This window comes from Aromatoleum diolicum, from assembly GCF_012910955.1.
GTDB classification, from domain to species: Bacteria; Pseudomonadota; Gammaproteobacteria; order Burkholderiales; family Rhodocyclaceae; genus Aromatoleum; species Aromatoleum diolicum.
The window spans coordinates 94,142-111,753 of record NZ_WTVQ01000014.1 but is presented as its reverse complement, the minus strand read 5'-3'; the positions used below and the strand labels follow the sequence as shown (position 1 = coordinate 111,753).

Sequence of the window (17,612 nt, the reverse complement as noted above, 5' to 3'; positions counted from 1 at the left end):
TCTTCATTCTTGCATTCCTGGGGGGCTCAGGCCGCTGTCTTGCGGCGACGGCGCAAGCCGAAGGCGAGTGCGAGGCCCGCGACGAGACCGCCTGCGCCCCACAGCAGCGGGCTGCCGGGGACGATCTTGCCGATCTCGGCGGCGGCCGGGTGTTCGCCGGGCACGATCAGATCGGCGGCGAGCAGGTCGATGTCGTTGCCTGCGGTGACTGTCAGCGTGACCGGATGGCTGCCCGGGGCGACGAAGGGCCCGGCATCGAAACGGTAGTTGCCCTGTTCAGGGCGGAACTCGCCGAGGGCCTTGAAAGTCCCCGATTCGAGCTCGATCCGCGCACCGGGGACCGGTTCATTCGTCGTGTAGGTGTCGAGGGTCAGCGATAGCTCGCCGCCGTTCACGACGCCGACCGCCTCGAACAGGTCGGAATGCGCCTCGAAGCGTGGTAGTGCGGGACCGGAGCCGAGCACAGGGGCCTCGTCGTGATCGTGGCCGCCCTCGTGGCCCGGTCCGGCGACCGCGGGCACGGTCAGGCTGGCGGCCAGGAGCAGCGCCAACCGGCGCGCCAGTCGCGGGACGGACGTAAGATGGGAATTCATGGCAGCAATCCGTAGGCTTGTTGGAGTCGGGACGCAGCGCGACCCGCTTCGAGGCGCGCGCGGCTGAGCGCCAGTTCTGCGTCGAAATGTTCGTTTTCGGCACGCAGGCGGCTTGGCAGGTCGATCTGTCCGAGGGAGAAGGACTTCGCGAGAAGCTGACGGGTGTCGGCGGCGAGACGCGCCCGTTCGACGGCAAAAGCCTCGACGCGGCGGGTCTGCTCTAGTTCATCACGCGCCGCGTCGAGGCCCGCAAGGAGGTGTTCGCGTTCGATTGCCGCGGTGGCCTCGGCCGCGATCAGTTGCGCATTCGCGGCGCTGATCTGCGGGCGATTACGCGCGTCGGTGCCAAAGGGGATGCGCACGCCGATTGTCGTTGTGTTCGCATAGCGTTCGGCGGAATCTCCACGTTCGCGAGTCACGCCGAGGATCAGTTCGGGGGCGTCGCGAGTCGCCGTGCTGGCCTGGTGCAGGCGGGCGCGCGCCAGTTCGGCCGCACGGCGCTTGCCGATCAGGCCCGGATGATTGTCGAGTTCGGCTGCCGCAGCGTCCGCTTCCTGATCAGCGGGCGGCTGGGAGAGGCCCGTCAGCGCCGTATAGAGCCGTTGTTCACGCAGCAGCCGGGTCTGTGCTTCGGCCTGCGCGGCGCGGGCTTGCTGCACTGCGCCCTGTGCGCTGTTGGCGTCGATGCGGGCGAGGTCGCCGGCGGCGACGCGGCGTTGCACATCCGCAGCGAGCGCCTCGGTCTCGGCGACGCGGCGCCGGTTCGCTTCCAGATCGTTCTGCGCGAGGCGCAGCGACCACACGGCTTCGCGCACCTCTCCGGCGAGCTTCAGCCGGGCCAGTGTCAGATCTGCCTCCAGCGCGCCGCCTTCCGCGTCTGCGAGCGCCGCGGCCGCGGCGCGGGTGCCGGGCATCCACAGCGGCACCTCCAACTCGGCTTCGACCTCGCGCATGCCGTCGTTGCGGTGGAAGCGGTCATTGCGTTGCGACAGGGTCAGGCTGGGCGGTTCCGGCATCCAGCTCGCGGCGGCATCGCGTCGTGCGTCTGCTTCGTCGCGCCGGGCGTCCGCCGCATGGCCGTCGGCGCTGCGCTGCCAGGCCACATCGACGGCGTGCCGGAACGTCACGGCAGGGCCGTCCGCGATCGCGACCGGATTTGTCTGCTGGGCAGATGCGGAACAGGACGCGGCCAGCCCGAGCAGCAAAATCCAGCGCATTCAGGTCTCCTTCGAAATACGTTGTCGACAGGGGTATCGGCAGGGCGGGGGACGCACCGTTCGGGATTTGGACCGTGGGCCGGGAAGGACTGTCACGTCATCCATCGCACGGCAAAGCGATGTTCCGCCGAACGCAGCAGACGGCGATAGCCGAGCACCGGCGCGGGTACGCCAGGGGCGGATGATGCATGGAGGCCCCGGACAGGAAAGTGACTTCCGGATTACAACTTTGTCAGTTTTGTCGTCCGCTATCGCGGGACGTTGCACAATGCCCGACTATTGCGCGAAGGCCCACAACTGGCGATCCGGTCGAAGCCGCGCGGGCGTCCATCCCGTCACCCACTCAGCGATCCCGAATTCATGACGAACCGTACCGTTCTGTTTCTCGGCAGTCTTCTTGCCGCGCTCGGCGTGGGCCTTGGCGCTTTCGGCGCCCATGGCCTGCGCAATGTGCTGAGTGCCACCGAACTGGCCTGGTGGAACACCGCGGTGCAATACCAGATGTGGCAGGCCGTCGGCCTGGTGGGACTGGGCGCAGGCAAGCTCGCGCGCCCCGGGCTGCCTGTCGCCATGCTGGTGCTGGGTACGCTGATATTTTCCGGCAGCCTGTACACGATGGCCTTTTCCGGATGGCGCTGGCTGGGGATGGTGACCCCGGTCGGCGGCGGTCTGATGATCGCGGGCTGGCTGCTGGTCGCCTGGCGGGCCCTGCGGGGATGACGCCGCGAACCCGCCTCCCGTCGCGTTGCGTTGCGGGGTAGTGCGGCGCCCCGGACTCAGCCCACCGTCGGACGATTGGGGAGTTGATTTTCCCGCTGCTGCACCTCGCCGGCAGTGGCCGGGAAATGAAGTTCGAGCGCCGCGGTGACGGCGTCGATGGCGCGGGCGAGGCCCTCTTCGTGGCGGCCGGCGCGGAACTCTGGCGTAATGCCGGCGAGCACCTGTTGCCAGTCCGCATCGTCGACCTTTCGCGCCAGCGCCCGATCGTCGACGATTTCGATGCGATGTTCGGCCAGCTGCAGGTAGATCAGCACGCCGTTGTTCAATTCCGTGTCCCACACGCGCAGTTTGCCGAACTGCGCCAGGGCACGTTCGCGCACAATCTGGTCGATCGGCGTGCCTTGCAGGTGGCGCCACAGGTAACTCAGGGGCAGGCTCGCCTCGACGCATAGGCAGATCTCGCCGGTGTGGCGGGCTTCGCTATCGCGTACCCGTGCTTCGAGGCGTTGCAGCGCGGCCGTGCCGATCGCACGGTACGCGTCGCCGGCATCAAGCCACACGTGGCGTGCGATGCGCGTCAGGATGTTCATCGGCTGCTCCGGTTTCGGCTGTTCATGATCACCACCGCCCCGAGGCGCCGCCGCCGCCGAAACTGCCGCCACCGCCCGAGCCGAAACCGCCTCCACCACCGAAACCGCCGCCTCCGCCGCCCCAGATGATCGGGCCACCGCGCCCGCCGCCACGGCCGCCTCCGCCACCACTGCCGGTGCCGAGCACCAGCACGAAGATGGCGGCGAGCACGCCGGCGAGGACTCCGAGCAGCGCACTGCCGATCAGCAGCTTTGCGAGCAGGCCGAATGCGCCGCCGGTCGCGAGCGCGCCAAGCTTGCGGCCGAGGACTGCGACGAGCACGCCGCCGACGATGGGTATGCCAAAGAACATCAGCGCCGCGATGTCCGTCAGCGAGAAGGCGCCACGACGACCGTCCGCTTCCGGTTCCGGGAGCGCCAGGTTTTCGCCGCGGATGCGTGCCATCAGCGCGTCGACGCCGGCGTCGATGCCGCCGGCGAAATCCCCCTTGCGGAAGGCCGGTGTGATCGCCCGGTCGATGATGTGGAACGCGGCGAGATCCGGCACCGCGCCTTCGAGCGCGCGCGCGACCTCGATGCGCACTCGGCGGTCGTTCTTCGCGACGACCATCAGCAGCCCGTCGCCGACCTCGCGCCGGCCGATCTTCCAGTCGGCGGCGACCCGGTAGGCGTAGGCGGCGATGTCCTCCGGGGCGGTTGTCGGCACGATCAGCACGACGATCTGACTGCCGCGCTCCTTCTCGAACGTCGCCAGTTTCGCTTCCAGTGCCTGCTGCTGGCCGGCGTCGAGCGTGCCGGTCTGGTCGATGACACGGGCGGTGAGTTGCGGTACCGGCTGGAGTTCCTGCGCCTGCGAGAGGGCCGGCCACGCCAGCAGTGCGACCACGAGCATCGTCAGGAGCCACCACACATGCAACTGCGTCGGGCACGCCAGCGCCCGGCATTGCACGGACTGCGCGGTCGGAGACACGGCCGTCATGCGATCACGCGGATGCCGAAAACCAGGGCGGGGCACGGCGGGCGTTCAACGTTTCGGCGTGCCGCCGAATTCGACGGTCGGCGGTCGCGCAATCTCCTGCTCGTTAGTCACCGTGAAACCGGCCTTGGGCTGGTAGCTGAAGATCATCGCGGTCAGATTCGTCGGAAAGCTGCGGGCGAGCACGTTGTATTCCTGCACCGCCTTGATGAACCCGTTGCGGGCCACGGTGATGCGGTTCTCGGTCCCTTCGAGTTGCACACGCAAGTCCTGGAATGCCTGATTGGCCTTGAGGTTGGGATAGTTCTCGGCGACCGCAAGCAGGCGCGACAGCGCGCCGCCGAGCTGGCTCTGCGCCTGCTGGAAACGCTCCATCGCCTGCGGATCGTTGAGCATCTCGGGCGTGACCTGGATCGCGGTTGCACGCGAGCGTGCCTCGATCACCTTCGTCAGCGTTTCCTGCTCGAAATTGGCTTCGCCTTTGACCGTGGCGACGAGGTTGGGGATGAGGTCGGCGCGTCGCTGATACTGGTTTAGAACCTCCGCCCAGGCTGCCTTGCTCTGCTCGTCGAGCCGCTGGAAATCGTTGTAGCCGCAGCCGCCAAGGCCGAGTGCTGCGATCAGGGCGAAGATGGCCGGAAAGCGGCGGAAGATCGTCTCGAACATTATTGTCCATCCCTCGATTGCATTCGCCAGACCGCCAACGGGTTAGTCCGTTGGCGCCGAAAGCGAGCCCCGTTCATGCGACGGGATCGCGGATGTCATGATAAAGCCGCATGACGAGGGCGTGTATGGTTTCTTGAGTGCCTCGCTCCGAAGTGACAGGGACTCAAACGCCGGGCCCATCAATGGGTAATCGGCGGTGCCTCGTCGGGCGTCTCCACGAGGCGCGGCATCAAGGTGTCGATGGCGATGATATTGGTCGTCCCGGCGGTCCAGGGAAGAGCGGGTACGCGGACGCGAAGCGAGACTTTCGACGCCTCGGTTCCGGGATGGTCGTCACGGCGGCGCAAGGGAATGACCGTTGTTTCGAGCTGCGGCAGCCAGGTCAGCCCGGCCTGCCGCCGGTCCTCGGCGCTCGCCCCGCTGCCCTGAAGTGCGGCGGCGTTCACGCCCCATTGTTCGGCCCAGGCGGTCCATGCCTGCATCCACAGCTTCATCCACGGTATCCCCATCCAGGCTGCGGCCAGGTCTTCCATTGCCCACTGCGGGGCGCTTCCGGTGTCGGACGGACCATGCGACGCGCGCGGCGCGTGTTTGCGCGGCGATGTCTTCGTGGCCATGATTGGCTCCTTTGCGATGTGAAGGGTATCTGTATTGGTATAGCACTCTGCCGCTGCACCGCAATAAGGCCGTCCGTGATGCGTCCCCGGAGGACATGCGCCGCAAGGCGGCGCGAAGTCCGTTACTTGGGCTGCGGGATGATACGCAGGTAGGGTTTGGGGGCCTTCCATCCGCCCGGGAAGCGCGTTTTCGCCTCTTCGTCGGATACCGCCGGGATAATGATCACGTCCTCACCGGCCTTCCAGTTTACCGGCGTCGCGACTTTGTATCGGGCGGTAAGCTGGATCGAGTCGAGCACGCGCAATACCTCGTCGAAGTTTCGCCCGGTGCTCATCGGATAGGTGAGCATCAGCTTGACCTTCTTGTCCGGCCCGATGACGAATACCGACCGCACCGTCAGGTTGTCCTGCGCCGTGCGCTCCTCTGCGCTGCCGGTGGCGTTGGGATGGATCATGTCGTACAGCTTGGCGATCCTCATCTCCGGGTCGCCGATCAGCGGGTAATTGACCCGGTGGCCCTGCGTTTCCTCGATGTCCTTCGACCAGCGCTCGTGGTCGCTGACGCTGTCCACGCTCAGGCCGATGATCTTGGTGTTGCGCTTTGCGAACTTCGCCTCGAGTCCCGCCATGTAGCCCAGTTCTGTCGTGCAGACGGGCGTAAAGTCCTTCGGATGCGAGAACAGGATCGCCCATCCGTCCCCGATCCACTCATGGAACCGGATCGTTCCCTGCGTCGTTTCGGCTGTGAAGTCCGGTGCATCGTCGCCTAATCGTAATGCCATGGCACACCTCCATTCATCCGTGTCTCCCTGTCGTTCTCCCGTTGTCTTATCGCCCGTCGTGCCCGGACCAGAGCCCGGTGGAGACGTAGCGTTCGCCGGTGTCCGGCAGTACGGTCGCGATGCAGCGCAGGCCGTCCTCGAGCGCCACGCGGCACGCAGCATGGACCAGTGCGCCGGACGACGGTCCGACGAACAGGCCCGTTCGCGCGAGCAGGTGGCACATCGGAATCGCGTCCTCCATGCGCACCGGCACGCGGCGGTCGATCAGCCGCTCGTCGAGGATCGCCGGCACCAGATCGCCCGCTTGCCCCAACGGCTTCAGGCCTTCGATGCCCGGAAAGACGTCCGGGATCGCCGCGATAATCCGCGTTTCCGGGTGGGCCTCCTTCAGCCGACGCCCGACGCCGGTCAAGGTGCCGCCGGTGCCGATCCCGGCAACGAAGGCGTCCGGCGGTCGGCCGGTCGTCGAGGTGATACCTCGCAGCAGCGCGACGCCGGTGGTTTCGTAATGTGCGCGCCAGTTCTCCGGGTTGGAATACTGATCGCAGTACCAATAGCGGTCGGGATGCTCGCGGCTGAGGCGGCGTGCTTCCCCGATGGCGAAGTCGTAACCTTCCAGCGGGTCGGTAAGGATCAGTTCGGCTCCGCTGGCGCGGATGCGGTCAAGGCGTTCGCGGCTGGCGTTGCCGGGCACCACGAGGGTGACCGGAACGCCCAGCGCGGCACCGAACAGTGCATAGGAGATTCCGGCATTGCCGGAGGACGAGTCGAGCAGCCGCCGTCCGCCGTCGAGGTGCCCTGCCTGCATCGCCTTCAGCAACATCCGCGCGACCGGCCGGTCCTTGATCGAACCGCCGGGATTTAAGCCCTCGACGGTCGCGAACAGACGGCAGGCTGGCGCCAAGGCCCGGATTGCCGTGATCTCGACCAGCGGCACATGTCCGACGGCGCCGAGCAGAGGTGATTCGCGTACGAACATCGCAGCCATGTCCTCTCCCGGTGCGTGCCGCTCAGGCCGCGGTGGCGCAAAAAGCTTCGTAATCGACGTAGCCCGGGAAGGGGCGTCCGTCTGCGCACAGGGCGCAATCCGGATTCGCGGCGAGCCGGTACTCATCGAAGCGGGCGCGCAGGGCGTCGTAATGCAGCAAGCGTCCGATCAGCGGATCTCCCAAGCCGAGCAGCAGCTTGATCGTCTCCACTGCCTCGAGCAGTCCCACCACGCCGGGCAGCACGCCGAGCACACCGGCATCGGCACACGAGGGTGCGAACTCCGCAGGTGGCGGTTCCGGGTACAGGCAGCGGTAGCAGGGGCCGCGATGTGCCGGGCAGTGTGGCCAGAAGACCGTCACCTGGCCCTCGAAGCGGTAGACCGAGCCGTGCACGCAGGGGATCCGCAGGTGCACGCAGGCATCATTGACCAGGTAGCGCGTCGGGAAGTTGTCCGAGCCGTCCACCACCACGTCGTACCCGGAGAGGATGCGCTCCACGTTGGCCGAGGTCAGCCGCTCGCGGTAGGTAGCGATATTCACCGTGGGGTTAAGGGTCTGGAGGGTGCGGCGTGCCGAATCGACCTTGGCCTGGCCGATGCGCTCGTCGTTGTGCAGTACCTGTCGCTGCAGGTTGGAACGATCGACCACGTCGTGATCGACGATGCCCAGCGTGCCCACGCCGGCCGCCGCCAGATACAGGGCCGCGGGGCAGCCGAGGCCGCCGGCGCCGATCATCAGCACACGGCTTTCCAGCAAGCGCTGCTGGCCCGCCTCGCCGATCTCGGGCATCGTCAGATGTCGCGCATAGCGCTCGTGCGCATGGGGATCCAGTCCGTGTGGCGTCTCGAAGGGCAGGCCTTCGGCCTTCCAGCGCGAGAAGCCCCCCGCCACCGATGCCACGTTGCGATAACCGAGCCGCTGCAGTCCTTCGGCAGCGAACAGCGAGCGCGTGCCGCCGGCGCACATTACCAGCACGAGCCGATCCGGGTCCGGAATGGTCTCTTCAATGCGCAGTTCGAGAAAGCCTCGTCCGAGGCGGAAGGCTCCGTGCGGGCTGCCCTGGGCGATTTCGTCGGCTTCGCGCACGTCGATTAGCGCGGCCCCGTCGGTTTGGCGAGCGAAGGCCTCGCGCGGTCCGATTTCCGGCACGCTCGCCTTGAGTTCGGCAAGTCGCCGCTCGCGTGCGCCGCCCGCGCCGCCTGCCACTGCCGGGACGATTGCGAGCACCGCGCCGTCGCCGGGGAGCGGCGTCGCGAGTCCGTCCAGCCCACGAACATTGTCGGCGCCGAGATAGACGTTGACGAAGGGGCGCAAGCTGCCATCGGGCGCACATATCCGCGCGAGCAGCCCTTCATGCCGGCGTCCGAGCGCCGCCAGCGCCTCGCCGACCGTGATCGCGACGACTTCGACTTCGTCGGCGCCGCCGGTATAGGGGCGCAAGGGGGTAGGGATGCGAACGATGACGCGGCTCATGGCAACACCTCCTCTTCGCTGAACACATCGCCATCCAGTCGCCACGAGCGCAAGCCGACAGCGATGCCCCGATTGATCGACACAATCGGGTAAGACCAACCCGGCCACGCGAATTCGCGATCGGTGACCGATGGTCTGGGCGGATGGTCCGGATGGGAGTGCCAGACGCCCACCACCTGCAGGCGATGCGCGGCAGCCGACGCCTCGGCGTCAAGGTAGTCCTGCGGTTCGATCAGAAATCGGTCGGCGGTGCGTTCCGGGTGGATGTTGCGTGCCGGGTGCAGGGCGCAGACTGTCACGCCTTCGGCGTCCTGCCGACCGAGCAGCAGACCGCACACTTCATCCGGATAACCCGCCTGCGCCGTGGTGACGATCATGTCGCGCAGTTCGGCGGGCAGACGCAGCACCGCCATACAGACTCCTTCGACGCGCCGGTAGTGCCCGACTCGCGCCGCTTGCACCTCGTTCTTTAGAGCGCGGCGCGGTCACCGTAGTTCGAGCGGCAGCGCGATACCCTGTTACGCAAGCGGCTCGTGCCCGACAGGGGGCGAACCGGTTCGCAAACGAGGTACTGGCGCGGATCCGGTCGGCGCCGGGCTAACCGCGCGCCTTTGCGGCGGCATCGAGAAAGTCCTGCAGAATCGGGCTGCTGTCGAGCAGGTCGGTACCGCCGCTGTGGAATTCCGGGTGCCATTGGCAGCCGAACAGGTAGCCGCTGCCCTGCCAGCGGATCGCCTCGACGATGCTGTCGTCCTGCGACACGGCCTCAACCTGCAGGTCCGCGCCGAGTTCGCGCACCGCCTGGTGATGGATGCTGTTTACCCGCGCACCGTGTAATCCCGGATACAGGCGCGCGAGCTGGCCGCCGGGGGCGAATTCGATGGCATGGTGGTGCCTGTCATACAGATCGCCGTCGCGATGCGCGAGCGCGCCGGGGACATACTCGCTGATATCCTGCCAAAGAGTGCCGCCGCACGCGACGTTGATGAGCTGGGCGCCACGGCAGACGCCGAGGACCGGTTTGCCCTGGATCACGAACTCCCACAGGAGTTCGATTTCGTACAGGTCGCGCACGCGGTCGCCGCTCCATTCGGGGCGCAGGGGTTCCTCGCGGTAGCTCGTCGGGCTGACGTCCGCGCCGCCCTGCAGTACGAGTCCGTCGAGCGCCCCGACATAGTCGTGCACCGAAATCTGCGCCCGTCGCAGGCCGAGGTGTTGGTCGATGGTCGGTACCATGAGGACGAGGGCGCCGTGCGACATGATCCAGTGGGCCATCGACTGTTCGAGGTACTGCAGGGTTTTTCCCGGAAAGCCGAGTTCCGCCGGCGGACTGTGCATGAGTCTTGCCGACAGGCCGATGCGCAACGGTGCCTTGCTCACACCGCTTCTCCCCCCATCCAGCGCGTGCACTGTGCCATCACGAGTTCGGGCAGGGGCATGCCACCGGTATGGCGATCGCGCAGCCATGCCGCGTCATTGCGGCCGCTGCGCACGTCCTGGAGCAGTTCCGCGAGTGCGCCGTCGGAGCCCAGCTCGATCGCGTGCTGTTCGATCAGCGCAAAGCTCGCTTCGATCTCATCGGCGACGGAGCGGTGTTCGTGGGTTTCCGGATGGACATAGACGCCGGCATAGCCGAAGCGGCAGGCCTGGAAGCGGTTGAACGTGTAGACGAGGTAATCGTCCTCGGCGAGCCGGATCGGCCGCTCGATCATCAGATAGCGGGCCAGCGCCTGGATGTAGGCGGCAATCGCCGCCGCGCGGCGCACCGTGAGCGGGGTGTCCATGACCCGGACTTCGATCGTGCCGTACTCCGGCTTAGGGCGGATGTCCCAGTAGAAGTCCTTCATGCTATTGACGACGCCCGTGTCGCTCATTTTCGAAAAGTACGACTCGAAGTCGCGCCAGGTTTCGACGAAGGGCGCGCGTCCTGACAATGGAAAGGCGAACACGGAGTTCAGCCGCGCGGACTGGAAGCCCGTGTCCTTGCCCTGGACGTAGGGTGAGGAGGCTGACAGTGCTATCAGGTGCGGGATGTAGCGTGACAGCCCGTGCAGCAGGTAGAGCGCGACATCGGGGCCGGGGCAGCCGATATGGACATGCTGGCCGAACACCGTGAACTGTTTGGCGAGATAGCCATACAGGTCCGACAGGTAGTGAAAGCGCGGTTGATCGAAGATTCGGCGCTCGGTCCAGTCCTGGAAGCCATGTGTGCCGCCGCCGCAGATGCCGATGTTGAGCTTGCGCGCGGCATCGGTCAGCGCGCCGCGGAGGGCTTCGAGCTGCTCGAGGATTGCTGCGTGATCGTTGCAGACGTCGGTCGAGACCTCGATCATGGAGCAGGTCATCTCCGGCTTGACGTCTCCGGGCACCTCGCTGCGCGCCATCATCCGCAGCAGGTCTTCGGCCGAAGCGACGAGATCGTAATCATGCGTTCCGACCAGTTGCAGTTCGAGTTCGACGCCCATCGACAGCGCCCGTGACGGCGCAAAGGCTTCCAGGCTCATGAGGTTTCTCCAGTACGGGATTCACGGGCACGCACCAGCGCCCAGCGCGTGGCGATCGGCCCGAGCACGCTCAGCACAATCGTCATCGCCAGCACGACCGGCATCAGCCTGTCGCCGAATGCCGGATAGAGCTGGCGCACGTCTTCGGCCAGGAGCAGGGCCAGCACCGAGAGTGGCATGAGGGCGACACCGAGCGCGAGGCTCTTTCGCAGATCGAGCCCGCTGGCGGGGCCGAAGGCCATGGTTCCGCCGAGTTTGCCGAGTACGCGGGCGGCGATTGCCACCAGGGCCACCCCGACACCGGCAAACACTTGCCCCGATGTCGCCGCAGAACCGGCCAGCATGAAGGTGACGATCACGAGTACGCCACCGACGCTGCCGAACTGTTGCGGCCACAGATGGGGACGGGGGTCGTACCATTTGATCAGTGCGCCAGCAATAAGCGGCGCAAGGGCGGCCGGGAGCCGCAGCGCCGTAAGCACCGCGAGTGCTGCGAGCAGCAGTGCCACCGTAGCGACCAGTCCCTGTTCCGATGCGGGATCGACGACTTTGCGCAAGGCGGTATAGGCGCCGGCGATCAGCGCGCCGGCAAGTATCGACCCGACGAGCAGATACAACGGATGCAGCAGCGCAAGATGCCAGCCCCCGTGCACGCCGTGCAGGCCGCCGACGAGCAACTTGAACAGGATCACCGAGCAGGCGGCATTGAGTGCGCACAGGGCCAGCAGTCGATCGGTCGTCTGACCTGCGGCACGAAGCTCGCTCGTCACGTGCATCACGATGACCGGGGACGTTCCGACCGCGATGGCGGCGACCGCCAGCGCCAGCCCGCCGGTGGTGCCGATCGCCCACAGGGCACCGAAACTCAGGATGAAAGTGAGGGCAATTTCGGCGAGGCTGGTCGCGACGACCCATGGGTTGGCAGCGAACCATCGGAGGTCGAGGCGAATACCGAGTTCGAAGAGCAATAACGCGAGCGTCAGGTCGAGCACGCTGCGGTAGCTGGCCAGATCGCTCGCGTCGAACCACCCGAGCAGCAGGGGGCCGAGCACAAGTCCGGCGACCGCATAACCGGTCACGCGGGGCACGCCCAGCCGTCGCCCGGCCTCTCCCGTGAGCGCAGTCAATACCAGTGCGACAGCGACATGAAACAGCGCGCCAAAGCGCAAAGGCCACTCAGGCCAGATCAGCAAATCCATCAATGTAGTACCTCATGCCAGGCAAGCCGGAAGTCATTTCTCGTCTTCATGATAGACGGGGAGGACCCGCGGATGGCAGATTGAGGATTGTTACTGCATGTCTGCTTCTGAATGAGGGTGCAAAAAACCGGTCGCGTACGCGGATACCGAAGCAGGAATTGATGGCTGATTGATCAGTGATTTTTCGACGAAAATCGCAGTAATTGCGTACCGAACGGCGCGCAGGAACAATCCGGCGCGCCGTATTCAGTTGAAGATCAAAACGGCATTACCAACTTGAACCACGCCTTGTCGCCGCGGAAGCGGTTCTCGGCTTGGGTTTCGCGCTGCCAGTGCGCCATCAGCGTGGTCCCGCTCTTCATCGTGTAGCTGACGCTCGGTCCGATCGCGAAGGCCTCTCCCTTCCGTCCGGACGACCACGGACCGATGGCCGATGACAGCGTTTCGCCTTCGAGCTTGTCGTTGGTGGTCTGCTTCACGTAATAACCCGACAGACCGACGGCCCATGGGCCGATGCGCTTGCAGGCGGCGTAGTCGACGTGGAATTCGTCGCCTGACTCGTAGTCCATCTTCGGTGCGCCGGGGGCAGGGCGGAAGTCCTTGTTCTTCGCCTTGAAGTTGTACATGAACTTGCCGGACAGCTCCCAGCCGGCTTCCGACAGCCAGGTGACGGCGAACACCGGCTCCACGCTCCAGTAGTTGGCACCGATGCTTTTGCGCGGGTCGCCGGATTTGTATTCGCCGGTAGGGGCGTAGATATCCAGCGCCGCGACCCAGTGCAGGCTGCCAGCGTGCCAGGCGACGACCAGCGGCGAGAACACGACGTCGCCGAGGCCGGTAACCGTCTTGCTGGTGCCGCCGAGCTTCACCGTCTGGTGCACGATCGGCACGATCGCGTGCATCGCCCAGCTGCCGCCGAGGATCTGCGTCTCGGTGACCTTGACGTAGCGCAACGCATCGAACCACGCGGTGACGCCGGTGCCGGAAACCTTGTCGCCATCGCCGTCGCGCAACTTGCCGGAGTAATAGCCGAAGTAATTGATGAAATAGTTGCCCGGTGGGGGCAGCGCCCCGGCGTAGAAGTTTTCTCCGCCATTCGGGTACTGGTCGCCGCCTTCCTTGGCGAATGCGCCGCCGATCACCAGCCCGGACAGGGCTAACGCGACCCCGAGTTGCCTGAGTTTCATGTCTCCTCCTTGATGTAATTTTCGTGTGCACACTGCGATGCCTTCATTGGCTCGAATCGGGGCAAACCGCGCCCCTGGCCTCGGCCGGGCCATTCCGGATGCTGGGTCCTGTCTGCAGGAAGCTGCGCTCGGCGCCGTCGAGCACGAGGCAGGTGAGTACGCCGCTGTCGTAGGCGCCGGTGTCGATGCCGATGCGGTTGTGCCGGACTTCCGGTTCCGCTGCGATGCAGTGGCCATGTACGACGACCGCGCCGTGGTCCGCGTCGGAGCGCAGGAAGCGGTTGCGGATCCAGACCAGGTCGCGGTCGGACTGGCCTTCGAGCGGCACGCCGGGCAGGATTCCGGCATGGGCGAAGAAGTAGTCGCCCTCGCGGTGGCTGGTCACGAGACCGCGCAGGAAGGCGCGATGCTCGCGCGGCATCGCGGCGGACAGGCGGGCGCGTGCGGCGGCGAGTGCATCCGCGTCGCAGCTGCGTGGATCGCCGAGCGGGCCGCCGTAATGCGCCAGGGTGTCTGCGCCACCGTAGCCGAGCCAGTGCCGCCCGACGAACAGGTCGCCGTCGAGGAAGCGCAGCAGCAGTTCCTCGTGGTTGCCCTTCAGGGCGACGACGTCGAAGTTCTGCGCGACTCCCCGCGTGCCCCCCTGCGGTCGCCAGCCGATGACCCGATCGACGACGGCGCGCGAGTCGGGCCCGCGGCTGATGTAGTCGCCGAGGTAGACGAGCAGTCGCCGGCGCGCGGGCCGCAGCTTCGCATCCTGCTCGATGCCCTGATGGATGGCGTCGAGCAGGTCGATGCGGCCGTGGATGTCGCCGATTGCGTAGACCACCGTCCCGGGCGAGGTGCTGGCCGACGGCGCACGTTGCCCGGGGGGCGAACGGTGCTGGGTCCATTGCAGCTTCACGTGAGGGTGCGCCGCGATGCGTTCGAAGCGCCCGTCCTCATACCGGCCGGTTTACATGGAAGCGCTTGGCCTTCATGTCGAAGCGCGGCAGGATGTTGCGGCCGACGCTATGCACGCGCGGGCGGAAGGCCAGCACGGCATCGAGCCGCTCGGCGATCGAATGCACCACGCCGGGGTCGGCGCCGTCGCAGAGTTCGATCTCGATGTCCATTTCATCCATCTGCTTGATCTTGTTGACGGTGATACGGAACTCGTCGACCTCGGTGAACTTGCGGATGATGTTCTCGACACCGGCCGGGAACACATTCACGCCGCGCACGGTGACCATGTCGTCCGCGCGGCCGAGGATGCCGCCCTGGAAGCGCATGGACGTGCGGCCGCAGCTACAGGGGTCGGTGGTCACCTCGACCAGATCGCCGGTGCGGTAGCGCAGCAGCGGGAAGCCCCAGCGGCCCAGGTTGGTGATGACGAGTTCGCCGCGCTCTCCCGGTTTCACCGGCTGGCCGGTTTTCGGGTCGATCACTTCGGCGATGAACTCGCTTTCGATCAGGTGTGTGCCGCCCGGCTGCTTCTCGCATTCGAAGGAATGCGCGCCGATTTCCGAGGCGCCTGCATGGTCGAAGCATTTCGCCGACCAGGCGCCCTCGATGCGCGCCTTGGTCGCCGGGATGTTGGCGCCCGGCTCACCGGCATGGACGGTGGATTTCATCGACAGCGAGTTCATGTCGAAGCCGATCTCGCGCGCCACTTCGGCGAGCCGCAGGGCGTAAGTTGGCGTGCAGCACAGCACCGTCGCACCGGTTTCGCGCATCAGTTCAAGGCGTTGGGCGGAGTCGCGTCCGCCGCCCGGAATCATGACCGCGCCGAGTTTGCGCGCGCCTTCGAGCGCCGCCCAGAAGCCGATGAAGGGGCCGAACGCGAAGGCAAGGAACACCCGGTCGGATGCGTCGACCCCGGAACCGGCGAGCACATGCGCCCAGCACTTGCCCCACCAGTCCCACGAGTCGGCGGTGTCCAGTACCTTCAGCGGCACGCCGGTGGTGCCGGAGGTCTGGTGCAGGCGGACGTAGTCCTCGATGGGATACGTGAGGTTGGTGCCAAAGGGGGCGTTAGCTGCCTGGTCTTCCATCAGCTCGGATTTGGTCGTCAGCGGCAGGCGGGCGAGATCGTCGAGCGAGCGGATATCGCCCGGCTCGACGCCGGCCGCCTTCCACTTGTTGGTGTAGAACTGGTTCTTGCCCCACATCTCGCCCATCATCGCCTGCAGCTTTTGCACTTGCAGGGCGGCCAGCTGTTCGCGCGGGAGGGTTTCGGTGACTTGATCAAAATACGACATGGCGCTGTTTCCTTGTTTGAACGAGGCAAAGGGGGACCGTGCGCGGGGCTTTCGCGGTCGCGCAATTCCTGGCAATCGGTTGTGTGCAGCGATCCGCGCGGGGCGCGGAGATGCGGGGGGCTACCCGGGCGGGTCGAAAATGATTCGGCGCATGTCTATCTCCCCATCATTGTTCTGGCGCCCGTGCGGCGCCCCCATTTCCACGGGGCGGTCACTTCCTGGATGACTTTGAAAAACCAGTGGTCGATCGCGGCGCCGCCTTCGGGGGGACGCTGCATCGGCAACTGGCCCGGTGCAACAAGACATATCTCGCCGGCGTCGTCGCCCGCAACGGGTTCGCCGGCAAGCGAGTGGGCACGGTAGGCGAGGATCACGGCGCGCACGTCGGCTTGTGAATACACGCCGATGAGGCCGTCAACTGCGACTTCCAGTCCGCTTTCCTCGCGCGCCTCGCGAACCACCGCATCCTCCAGCGACTCGCCGAGTTCGACGTAACCGCCCGGCGGCGCCCAGTAGCCCGAGAGCGGATCGAGCTTGCGACGGATCAGCACGAGGTGCTCGGCGTGTTCGATGACCGCCAGCACGACCGGTGCCGGCTTGTGGAACGCGACGTAGTCGCAGGCGGGGCAGCTTTCGCGATCCCGTCCATGAACCGGCGCCATGCCGAGCGGCGTGCTGCATTGCGGACAGAACTGCATTGTCATGATCGTTCTCCAGAAGTGAGCCACGTCCCTTCAAGCGGCGGGATTGCTGGCCGGGCGAGCCGCTCGCCGGACGGCCTCGGCATGCTGCCGCCGACGTCGATCCGCAGCGCCACGCGATCGCCGTTCACGACGCCGAGCACCTCGCGTAGCGGCATCGGCGCAATGATCTCGACCTTGTCCTGCGGGTAGTCGTGCATGTCCGGCAGCACGAGCGCACCGGACAATCGCCCGGCAATCCGCACCGGGAAACACTTCGCCGCGCAGAACCCGGCAGCCGGTTCGATGTCGATGCCGCTCGCGGCGACGAGGATCCGACGCATCCGCGCCCACTCGGGGCCGTGCATGCGCAGGTTGAAGGTGCCCGGGCAGGGGACGAATCCGAGCTTCAGGCGGAATTCGTCCTGCACCCAGTCGATCGCCGTGAAGCGCGAGCCTTCACCGAGACCGCTGCAGGTGATGCCTGTCAGCTCGACGCAGGGGGCGGTCGCGGCCATCGTCGTGGTCCTGCGTTGAGGAGCGGAAGTCCGGACGCGGCGGCTGCCCCGCGTGATTGAGGCGATCATCATGGCGTCAGCGGGACTTCGCCAGTTCGCGCTCTTCGTTACCCGTCCAGCGGTTGAAGAGATCCGCTTCGATGTCGAACTGGTCGAGCACCTTCGTCACCGACTGGTTGATGATGTCGTCGATGGTCTTCGGACGGTGATAGAAGGCGGGCAGCGGCGGCACGAGCACTGCGCCGGTCTCGGTGACCTGCGTCATCAGCCGCAGATGGCCGAGATGCAGCGGTGTTTCGCGCAGCATCAGCACCAGCTTGCGACGTTCCTTGAGGGTCACGTCCGCGGCACGGATCAACAGGTTGGTGTTGAAGGAATTGGCAACTGCCGACAGCGTCTTGATCGAGCAGGGGGCGATGATCATGCCGGCGTGCTTGAAGGAGCCGCTCGCGATCGACGCGCCGACGTCGTTGTTGTCATGCACGCAGGCGGCGAGGCGCTTGACGTCGTTGATCGAGTAGTCGGTCTCATAGACGATCGTGCGCTTGGCCGAGTCCGACATCACGAGATCGGTCTCGACGCCGATGCGCTTGAGGGCTTCGAGGATGCGGATGCCGTAGATCGCACCGCTTGCACCGGAAATGCCGACGACAATTCTCAT

Annotated in this window: 20 protein-coding genes; 1 reads left to right on the top strand and 19 read right to left on the bottom strand. The window is 66.1% G+C overall.

The features are described 5' to 3' along the window. Positions 1 to 26 precede the first annotated feature (26 nt). Together GPA25_RS10470 and GPA25_RS10465 are read right to left on the bottom strand one after the other, a co-directional pair. A complete protein-coding gene (locus tag GPA25_RS10470; RefSeq protein WP_169260322.1) occupies positions 27 to 593 on the bottom strand; it encodes a hypothetical protein in 567 nt (188 codons plus the stop codon). After that, entirely contained in the window at positions 590 to 1,810 is a 1,221-nt protein-coding gene (locus tag GPA25_RS10465; RefSeq protein WP_169260321.1) for a TolC family protein, read from the bottom strand. Before GPA25_RS10465 ends, GPA25_RS10470 begins: the two co-directional genes overlap by 4 nt. Before the next feature lie 360 nt (positions 1,811 to 2,170). Between GPA25_RS10465 and GPA25_RS10460 the strand changes: the two genes are divergently transcribed. Further along, positions 2,171 to 2,530, top strand: a complete 360-nt coding sequence (locus GPA25_RS10460; RefSeq protein WP_169260320.1) for a DUF423 domain-containing protein — start codon at positions 2,171 to 2,173, stop codon at positions 2,528 to 2,530. Positions 2,531 to 2,586: 56 nt separating this feature from the next. On the opposite strand, the gene GPA25_RS10455 is transcribed toward GPA25_RS10460, so the two are convergent. The 17 genes from GPA25_RS10455 to GPA25_RS10375 form a co-directional block, all read right to left on the bottom strand. Further along, the gene (locus tag GPA25_RS10455; protein WP_169260319.1) at positions 2,587 to 3,120 is read right to left on the bottom strand and encodes a TPM domain-containing protein; all 534 of its coding nucleotides are present in this window, start codon (positions 3,118 to 3,120) and stop codon (positions 2,587 to 2,589) included. 28 nt (positions 3,121 to 3,148) lie between these two features. Beyond that, positions 3,149 to 4,012 (bottom strand): TPM domain-containing protein, encoded by an 864-nt coding sequence (locus GPA25_RS10450; protein WP_169260329.1) that lies wholly within the window; start codon positions 4,010 to 4,012, stop codon positions 3,149 to 3,151. Positions 4,013 to 4,144: 132 nt separating this feature from the next. Continuing rightward, on the bottom strand, positions 4,145 to 4,762 hold the full coding sequence (locus GPA25_RS10445) for a LemA family protein (RefSeq protein ID WP_169260318.1): 618 nt from the start codon (positions 4,760 to 4,762) through the stop codon (positions 4,145 to 4,147). A gap of 179 nt (positions 4,763 to 4,941) precedes the next feature. Further along, a complete protein-coding gene (locus tag GPA25_RS10440; RefSeq protein ID WP_169260317.1) occupies positions 4,942 to 5,379 on the bottom strand; it encodes a hypothetical protein in 438 nt (145 codons plus the stop codon). Positions 5,380 to 5,501: 122 nt separating this feature from the next. Further along, a complete protein-coding gene (locus tag GPA25_RS10435; RefSeq protein WP_169260316.1) occupies positions 5,502 to 6,161 on the bottom strand; it encodes a peroxiredoxin in 660 nt (219 codons plus the stop codon). Between the two features lie 46 nt (positions 6,162 to 6,207). Continuing rightward, entirely contained in the window at positions 6,208 to 7,149 is a 942-nt protein-coding gene (locus tag GPA25_RS10430; RefSeq protein ID WP_169260315.1) for a PLP-dependent cysteine synthase family protein, read from the bottom strand. Positions 7,150 to 7,171: 22 nt separating this feature from the next. Continuing rightward, positions 7,172 to 8,623, bottom strand: a complete 1,452-nt coding sequence (moeB, locus tag GPA25_RS10425) for a molybdopterin-synthase adenylyltransferase MoeB (RefSeq protein ID WP_169260314.1) — start codon at positions 8,621 to 8,623, stop codon at positions 7,172 to 7,174. Continuing rightward, a complete protein-coding gene (locus GPA25_RS10420; RefSeq protein WP_169260313.1) occupies positions 8,620 to 9,036 on the bottom strand; it encodes a M67 family metallopeptidase in 417 nt (138 codons plus the stop codon). The genes moeB and GPA25_RS10420 overlap by 4 nt, the downstream gene beginning before the upstream one ends. Positions 9,037 to 9,220: 184 nt before the next feature. Continuing rightward, complete coding sequence (locus tag GPA25_RS10415; protein WP_169260312.1) at positions 9,221 to 10,003, bottom strand: gamma-glutamyl-gamma-aminobutyrate hydrolase family protein; 783 nt, start codon at positions 10,001 to 10,003, stop codon at positions 9,221 to 9,223. Continuing rightward, positions 10,000 to 11,127 carry a YbdK family carboxylate-amine ligase gene (locus GPA25_RS10410; RefSeq protein WP_169260311.1) on the bottom strand — a complete coding sequence of 376 codons (1,128 nt, stop codon included), beginning with the start codon at positions 11,125 to 11,127 and terminating at the stop codon, positions 10,000 to 10,002. The genes GPA25_RS10415 and GPA25_RS10410 overlap by 4 nt, the downstream gene beginning before the upstream one ends. Continuing rightward, positions 11,124 to 12,326, bottom strand: coding sequence for a cation:proton antiporter (locus GPA25_RS10405; protein ID WP_169260310.1), 1,203 nt, complete (start codon positions 12,324 to 12,326; stop codon positions 11,124 to 11,126). The genes GPA25_RS10410 and GPA25_RS10405 overlap by 4 nt, the downstream gene beginning before the upstream one ends. Before the next feature lie 257 nt (positions 12,327 to 12,583). Further along, entirely contained in the window at positions 12,584 to 13,513 is a 930-nt protein-coding gene (locus GPA25_RS10400; protein ID WP_169260309.1) for a SphA family protein, read from the bottom strand. A 43-nt stretch (positions 13,514 to 13,556) separates the two neighbouring features. Beyond that, positions 13,557 to 14,417 (bottom strand): metallophosphoesterase, encoded by an 861-nt coding sequence (locus GPA25_RS10395; RefSeq protein ID WP_211163045.1) that lies wholly within the window; start codon positions 14,415 to 14,417, stop codon positions 13,557 to 13,559. Positions 14,418 to 14,454: 37 nt separating this feature from the next. Continuing rightward, positions 14,455 to 15,753, bottom strand: a complete 1,299-nt coding sequence (locus tag GPA25_RS10390; RefSeq protein ID WP_169260308.1) for a phenylacetate--CoA ligase family protein — start codon at positions 15,751 to 15,753, stop codon at positions 14,455 to 14,457. 155 nt (positions 15,754 to 15,908) lie between these two features. Further along, a complete protein-coding gene (locus GPA25_RS10385) occupies positions 15,909 to 16,457 on the bottom strand; it encodes an NUDIX hydrolase (RefSeq protein ID WP_169260307.1) in 549 nt (182 codons plus the stop codon). Then, positions 16,454 to 16,951: a DUF120 domain-containing protein gene (locus GPA25_RS10380; RefSeq protein WP_169260306.1), complete on the bottom strand. Its 498-nt coding sequence runs from the start codon at positions 16,949 to 16,951 to the stop codon at positions 16,454 to 16,456. Before GPA25_RS10380 ends, GPA25_RS10385 begins: the two co-directional genes overlap by 4 nt. Positions 16,952 to 17,027: 76 nt before the next feature. Next, positions 17,028 to 17,612 carry a UbiX family flavin prenyltransferase gene (locus GPA25_RS10375; protein WP_169260305.1) on the bottom strand — a complete coding sequence of 195 codons (585 nt, stop codon included), beginning with the start codon at positions 17,610 to 17,612 and terminating at the stop codon, positions 17,028 to 17,030.